Here is a 6,938-nt window from a genome sequence, read left to right as displayed (position 1 = left end):
GGGGACGCTGTCGAAAGTATGCTCCAGGCTCCTATCAGGTCACGCCCGATCCGGCGGCAGCGGTTACTGCGCGCCCGGCCGGAGGCTCGACAGATCAACGCCAAGGCACCCTGCGGGCCAATCGTAAGCAAGGGTCAGAACGCTCCGGCCAGGACTTCCTCATCCTCGCGGGATGCGGCAGAAACAGACTGACAGTCGAACGAGTCGCCGACGGTTCCGGTGGAGGGGACGGCGCCGAGTTCGACGACCCGGTCGGTGTAGACCATCGCCATGTAGTTCGAGCCGTGGTCCGAGTGGTGGGTGAGCCCGGTGAGGTCGCCGCCAGCGTCCCACGCGGCCATATCGAGGGCCTGCAACGGCAGGATCTCGGCCTTGAGCGTGGCGGCGACATTCCATCCGACGATGCGCCTCGAGCAGACGTCGGTGACGAACGCGACGTAGGCGAACCCGGACCATGTCGCGACGTAGGTCACGTCGCAGACCCAGAGCCGGCGCGGGCCGTCGGCCGTGAACCTCCGGTTGACGAGATCCTGCGGCAGAGACTGTGTCCGATCGGTCTTCGTCGTGAAGACCCGCTTCGACTTTTTCACCCCGCGCACCCCGGCCAGCTGCATCAGCCGCTCGGTCTGGTCGCGGCCGATGTCCCACCCTTGCCGGCGCATCAGCGCATGCATCTTCCGTCGCCCGTAGACACCGTAGTTCTCCGCATGCAGCCGGGCGATCTCCGGCACCAGCAGGTTGTCCCGCAGCCGGCGCGCCGACGGCGCACGACCTGCGGCGGCGCGATAGCCGCGAGAGGTGAGGAACCCCTGAACTGCCGGTCTCAGGACCCGGCAGATGAGCTCGACCCCGAAACGATCCCGATGTTCATCGATGAACCGGATCATCTCGGTCAGGGGCGGTCGAGCTCCTTCGCGAAAAACACGCTCGCAGCCTTGAGGATCTCGTTAGCCTTCCGCAGCTCCGCGTTCTCCTTCTGCAGCCGCTTGATCTCCGCCGCCGCATCCGTCGTCAACCCGGGCTTCACCCCGGCGTCGACCTCGTAGCGGCGCTGCCACAACCGCAGCGTCTCCGGGCTCATCCCCAGCAGCCCGGCGACATGCCGGACCGCGCTCATCATCGTCGGATGCGACGGCCGCGTCTCCGCGAGCATCCGCAACGCCCGCACACGCATCTCCGGCGAGTACTTCCTGTTCATCGTGTTCCATCCTTACTTGAAGAACGGAACGAAAGTCAGGCCGATTCAACGTGCTGCCGATGGGGAACCGGTCAAGCCAGGTGTCATCGACATGATCGGCGAGGTGCACCTCGTGCCGCCTGGCGTCCGTGCCGGTGTAGGTGACGTACAGGCCCGGCCAGCCCGTCATGACATCTGATTCCTCGTTCGCCGTCACGACCGCGATCCGCGGTGTGCGATCCAACGCGGGCAAGTGCATACGCTCATCGCGGCGCGATCGCCGGCGTTTCTTGTCGTTCCAGTCGACGAGGTGCACGTCGTCGAGCGCGTCGGGGTCGAGCGTGTTGTGGCGGAATCGAACGGGGCCGCCCACGCGACGGTCGAGCGTCTCACCGCCGAGGTGCAGCCTGCGGCGCAGTGTCGTCCCGTCCCGCAACGCGGCGCTGATCCGCAGGTCGTACCAGGTCTTGTCGTCCCCGCTTCCGGGGTGCTTCACCGCTCGCACCACGGTTCCGACGGAAACCTGGCCATTGGCAAAGCGGGCCGCTTCACGCTGATCACCGCCGACCACCCATATAACGGCCCCGGGAACCACCACGCCGGCTGCGACGCCCCAGATCCACCAATGCAGGAAAGTGCGATCAACGTCGGTGATGCTCGACCAGATCACCACTGCGACCGAAGCGAACGGAGCAAGGAACAGCAGAACGATACCCAGCAGTGTCACGACGATGCCGACGCTCTCGACACGCGACCACCGGCGGATCCGCGCCCGCGTCTCGGGCGTGCGCGCCGCAACCGTGCGCGAGACGGCGTCTTCGGGGCCCGGAAACAGGCTCCGCAGGACGGTCATCGTCACGCTGCTTTTCATGTTGCCCCTCTCGTCATTCATCCTTGCACCGCCGGCCTCTCCCGATCACAGGATGCTGGTGTCGAATCACGTAGCAGGCAATCACCCGGCCGGCTCGATACAGCCACGTGTCGCTGGACGGCAATCCGCAATGACGACCGCCGATCAGAATGCGTTTGTGATCGGGAGCCGGCTCGTCTGCATAGAGTCGACGGACATGAAGCGAGGAGGCGATGATGAACTCGAGAGTTCGGGCAATGCTCCGACGTGTCGGAAAAGTACTCGTAAACGAGTTCACACCTCCGCCTCGCCCGCGACCCCGGCCGAGCGACCGCGAGTTCGCTGAAGGCTATCTCTCCGAGGGACGGATCGAGTCCGCCATAGAGGACCCTCCCGGCGGCGACGTGCAAGGCGATGACACGCTCAACATCACCATCGATGTTGCCGGCGGTGAGACTCTCTATCGGGCTGTGCAGAGTCCGCTCGGCGGTCCCGGCCGCGGCAGTCGCCTGGTCGGGTATCACGTACCGGTCCGCTACTCCACCCTCGATCCCGATTATGCGAACGATGTGTTCGTGGTCCGATGGCCGGCCGAGGTTGAAGAAGCGCTGGCACCGTATCGACCGACCGGTCCCGGCGCGCTGCGCGCACGCGCCTGGAACCTCCTCGCCGATTTCGGACTACTCCTCGTGATCCTCGGGGTCCCCCTGAGCTTCGCGGGCCTCCTCGACGTGATCTTCAGCCTCTTCGGTCAGCCGATATTCTCTGACCTGATCCCTGGATACTGGCCCGGACTCGCGCTGGTGGCGGGGCTCGCCGCGCTCGTGCTCGGCGGATCCTGTTCAATTCTCGGCGATTCTCCTGTCGCCGCATTCGAGCGCAAGCGCGCACGGGATGGAGCGCCTCCGGTGTGAGGCCGCGTCGTTCAGCCTCCCCATCACATATCTTCAGCAAACCCCTCCCGGCCGTGCAATAGAATCGTCATGTTCAAGGGGAGTACTCCGACACGGTCGGCTCGTCATTACGGATGTGGATCGCATCCCGGGTCACCGGTTCCCATACGGGAATGGAGAAGACCTTGGCGCTGATCTGTCAACGCCATATCTGGAGTCTCTCTTGCACATCACCCCTCTCATCTGGGTTATCACGATCGCGGTCACGATCGCGTTCTTCGTCTACGAGTTCTTCGCGCACGTGCGCAAGCCGCACGAGCCGACGATCGGTGAATCGGCTCGCTGGTCGGCCTTCTACATCGGACTCGCGTTGCTGTTCGGCGTGGGCATCGGCGTAGTCTCGGGATGGACCTTCGGCGGCGAGTACTTCGCCGGCTACCTGACCGAGAAGGCACTGTCGATCGACAACCTCTTCGTGTTCCTCATCGTGATGACGGGCTTCGCGGTGTCGAAGGCGTATCAGCAGAAGGTGCTGATGATCGGCATCGTGATCGCTCTGATCCTGCGCGGCGCCTTCATCGCCGTCGGTGCCACTCTGATCGAGAACTTCTCCTGGATCTTCTACGTGTTCGGCGCTTTGCTGCTGTTTCTCGCGTATCGCCAGGCATTCAGCGACCACGACAACGACCCGTCGCAGGGGCGCTTCATGCGCTTCGTACGCCGCCACCTTCCCGTGACCGACGAGTATCACGAAGATCGCCTCACGGTGCGCAAGAACGGCCGCCGATTTGTGACGCCGATGCTGCTGACCATCGTCGCAATCGGCTTCATCGACCTCGTCTTCGCGGTCGACTCGATTCCTGCGATCTACGGGTTGACCGAACAGGCGTACATCGTATTCACCGCGAACGCGTTCGCCCTTATGGGTCTGCGCCAGCTGTACTTCTTGATCGGCGGTCTCCTCGAGCGTCTTGTGTACCTCGCACAGGGTCTCGCCGTGATCCTCGCGTTCATCGGCGTCAAGCTGGTTCTGCACGCCATGCACGTCAACGAGCTGCCGTTCGTCAACGGGGGAGAGCCCATGCTGTGGGCGCCCGAGATTCCGATCTGGTTCTCGCTGGTGTTCATCGGCGCCACGATCACCGTCGCGGCGGTGGCCAGCCTGATCAAGACGCGCAATGACGACCGTCGCCCGTCGGTGGATTCCGGCTCGTCGGACGACGAGTCGACCGCCGCCGATGCGGCGCCGGGCAACACAATTTCAACCGGCAACAAGAAGGAACGCTCGTGAGAGATCAGCGCCGTTCTGAGTCGTCCTCCGACTCGGATAGACCCAGCGCCCGGGTGACCCCGGGCGCGCCCTCCTCCTCCCTGTGCAAGAGGATCGTCTTCTGATGGGCGACCTCGCATGGAACATCGTTCTCGTTTTCGTGTTCGTCCTCGTGGGCGGCGTCTTCGCCGCCACCGAGATGGCGCTCGTCACGTTGCGCGAGAGTCAGCTCAATGCAATCTCCGCGCGCGGCCGACGCGGGGTGAAAGTGGCCGACCTGGCCCGCAACCCGAACACCTTCCTTTCTGCCGTGCAGATCGGTGTGACCGTCGCGGGCTTCGCCTCTGCCGCTTACGGAGCCACCTCCATCGCGCCGTCTGTCACGCCGCTGTTCGAACTCTGGGGCATGGCTCCGCAGCTCGCATCCACCATCGCGACGGTCGCGCTGACGCTCATCATCGCGTACCTGTCGCTGGTTCTCGGAGAACTCGTTCCCAAACGGCTCGCCATCCAGCGCAACGCCCAGTTCGCCTATGCCGTCGCCCCTGTCCTCAACGGCTTCGCGATCGTCATGCGGCCCGTCATCTGGCTGCTATCGGTCTCGACGAATGCTCTGGTTCGTCTGCTCGGCGGCGATCCGGACAAGACGGCGGACGAGCTCAGCGAGGACGAGCTGCGCGACATCGTCGCCACCCACCAGGGGCTGCCCGATGACGAACGCCGTATCCTCGACGACGTGCTGTCGCTTCGCGGCCGCCAGATCAGTGAGGTCATGCGGCCACGCCCCGAGGTCGTCGCACTCGACGCGACCGCCACCGTGGCAGAGACCATGCCGCAGGTGCGTGAGCTGCCGTTCTCCCGGTATCCGGTGGTCGACAAATCGATCGACGACATCGTCGGCTTCTTCCACGTGCGCGATCTGTTTGAAACCGCAACGGAGGATCCCGACCGGACGTTGGAGAGCCTGATGCGGCCGATCTCCTACTTCCCTTCGACCGCGCGCGTTCTCGCCACCCTCACCCGAATGCAAGCCGACGGCCACCACATCGCCGTCGTCGTGGACGAGTACGGCGGCACGGACGGCATCGTTACCTTGGAAGACCTCGTCGAGGAAGTCGTCGGCGAGATCTTCGACGAGTACGACACCGCGACAGATCCGGTCGCCGCGGGCGGGGTGATCGACGGACGCCTCAATTTGCAGGACTTCGAAGAAAGCACAGGCCTCGAACTGCCGAGGGGACCGTCCGACACAATCGCCGGGCTGGTGACAGAACGGCTCGGTCGGCTCGCCGTGGTCGGCGACTCCATCGAAGTGGCCGGGGCGACGATCCAAGTGGCCGAGATGGACCGACGACGGATCTCCGGCGTCCGCGTCACGTTCCGCTCGAGCGAGACAGATGAGGTGGAGACGGCGGACGAACCGCCGGGTTCCTCCGCACCACAGTGACACCCGCTTGACTATGCCGTGACGGCATAGTTTCTGATGGACGGATGAGCAGAAACACGTTCGTCTATCTCGGGTCGTACAGCCTGTCCCTGCTGGGGAACGGCATCGCTTCGGTGCTGTTCCCCCTGCTGGTGCTCGCAAAGACCGGCGACATTCTCGCCGCGGGAATTCTGGCCTCAGTCACTGCGGGCGTCGCCGCAGTGGTCGGGGTGTTGGCCGGGGTTCTCGTGGATCGGGTCAACCGGCGCACGGTGTCGATCATCAGCGATGTGCTATCCGCGGGATCCGTCGCCGCGCTTCCGGTCGTGGACGCGCTGTGGGGCTTGAATCTGACGTGGTTCATCGTGCTCGGCGTGATCGGTGCGTTCGGCGACATGCCCGGCATGACGGCGCGAGAGACGATGCTGCCCCGCGTCGCGCTGCTCGGCGGTGGGAAGCCCGGAGCGCTGGACCGGCTCGTCGGTGTGCGCGAGTCGCTCTCGGCCGTGCTGATGCTGATCGGTCCCGGGGTCGGGGGCTTGCTCGTGTACCTGCTCGGCGTGAGTTCTGCAGCGCTCTTCATCACCGCCGGAACGAGCCTCGCGGCAGCGGTGCTCTCGTTCGCCATCTCGCCCCGTGCTGGGGAGATCGAGTCGACGGTTGTCGCAGGGGCTGAACACTCGGGCGGAGTCCGACGACTCTTCGCGGATCTGGTCGCAGGGTGGCGGTTCCTGCTGGGCAGTCGGCTCGTGCTGGGAGCGACCATCGTGACGGCGGTGTTCATCGCCGTTCTCGCCGCTTTGCAAGCAACGGTCCTGCCCGCGTACTTCAGCCGTGAGCAGCTGCCCGAGCTCAGTGGGTTCGCGGTCACGGGAATCGCGCTCGGCAGCTTGGTCGGCGCCGGCGTGTATACGGCGATGATCGGCCGGACGTCGCGTCGAGCATGGTTCGTCATCGGGATCGTGGGCAGCATGATCGGGTTCGTGGCGCTGGGCACGCTGGGCGCGCCGTGGATGGTGATCATCGCGGCCGTGCTGATCGGTCTCACCAATGCGCCGATGTCTGCGGTGCTCGGCGTCGCGACCATCGAGGCGACGCCGGATCGCATGCGAGGTCGAGTGCTCGGCGCTCAGAACGCGCTCATGCTCGCCGCCCCGGCGCTGACGTCTGCGCCGATCGCTGCGGTCGCGTCCGGCTTCGGACTCACGGCAGCCGGAATCGGCATCGCAGTGCTGATGGCGGTGACAGGCGTCATCGCACTCGTCGCCCCGGCGTTCCGGGGGTTGGACACAATAGAACCATCGAACGAGCAGGAAGGGTGA

General features: G+C 65.0%; 6 protein-coding genes and 1 other annotated feature. Of the genes, 4 read left to right on the top strand and 2 right to left on the bottom strand.

Annotated elements, in window-relative coordinates:
- Nucleotides 1-134 precede the first annotated feature (134 nt).
- Complete coding sequence (locus tag G510_RS16710) at nt 135-887, bottom strand: IS3 family transposase (protein WP_157560581.1); 753 nt, start codon at nt 885-887, stop codon at nt 135-137.
- Nucleotides 779-926: a sequence feature (AL1L pseudoknot), on the bottom strand. (Overlaps the previous gene by 109 nt.)
- A complete protein-coding gene (locus G510_RS19115; protein WP_425411295.1) occupies nt 893-1,153 on the bottom strand; it encodes a transposase in 261 nt (86 codons plus the stop codon). It overlaps the preceding feature by 34 nt.
- A gap of 1,449 nt (nt 1,154-2,602) precedes the next feature.
- Here G510_RS19115 and G510_RS16705 point away from each other — a divergent pair.
- The 4 genes from G510_RS16705 (at nt 2,603) to G510_RS0111685 (ending at nt 6,938) form a co-directional block, all read left to right on the top strand.
- Complete coding sequence (locus tag G510_RS16705; RefSeq protein ID WP_157560579.1) at nt 2,603-2,941, top strand: hypothetical protein; 339 nt, start codon at nt 2,603-2,605, stop codon at nt 2,939-2,941.
- Between the two features lie 202 nt (nt 2,942-3,143).
- The gene (locus G510_RS0111695; RefSeq protein WP_029153773.1) at nt 3,144-4,211 is read left to right on the top strand and encodes a TerC family protein; all 1,068 of its coding nucleotides are present in this window, start codon (nt 3,144-3,146) and stop codon (nt 4,209-4,211) included.
- Nucleotides 4,212-4,314: 103 nt separating this feature from the next.
- Nucleotides 4,315-5,637: a hemolysin family protein gene (locus tag G510_RS0111690; RefSeq protein ID WP_051216717.1), complete on the top strand. Its 1,323-nt coding sequence runs from the start codon at nt 4,315-4,317 to the stop codon at nt 5,635-5,637.
- A gap of 44 nt (nt 5,638-5,681) precedes the next feature.
- Nucleotides 5,682-6,938 (top strand): MFS transporter, encoded by a 1,257-nt coding sequence (locus tag G510_RS0111685; RefSeq protein ID WP_029153771.1) that lies wholly within the window; start codon nt 5,682-5,684, stop codon nt 6,936-6,938.

The sequence above is a fragment of the Microbacterium gubbeenense DSM 15944 genome, assembly GCF_000422745.1.
GTDB lineage: Bacteria > Actinomycetota > Actinomycetes > Actinomycetales > Microbacteriaceae > Microbacterium > Microbacterium gubbeenense.
This window is presented reverse-complemented; position numbering and strand designations above follow the sequence as displayed.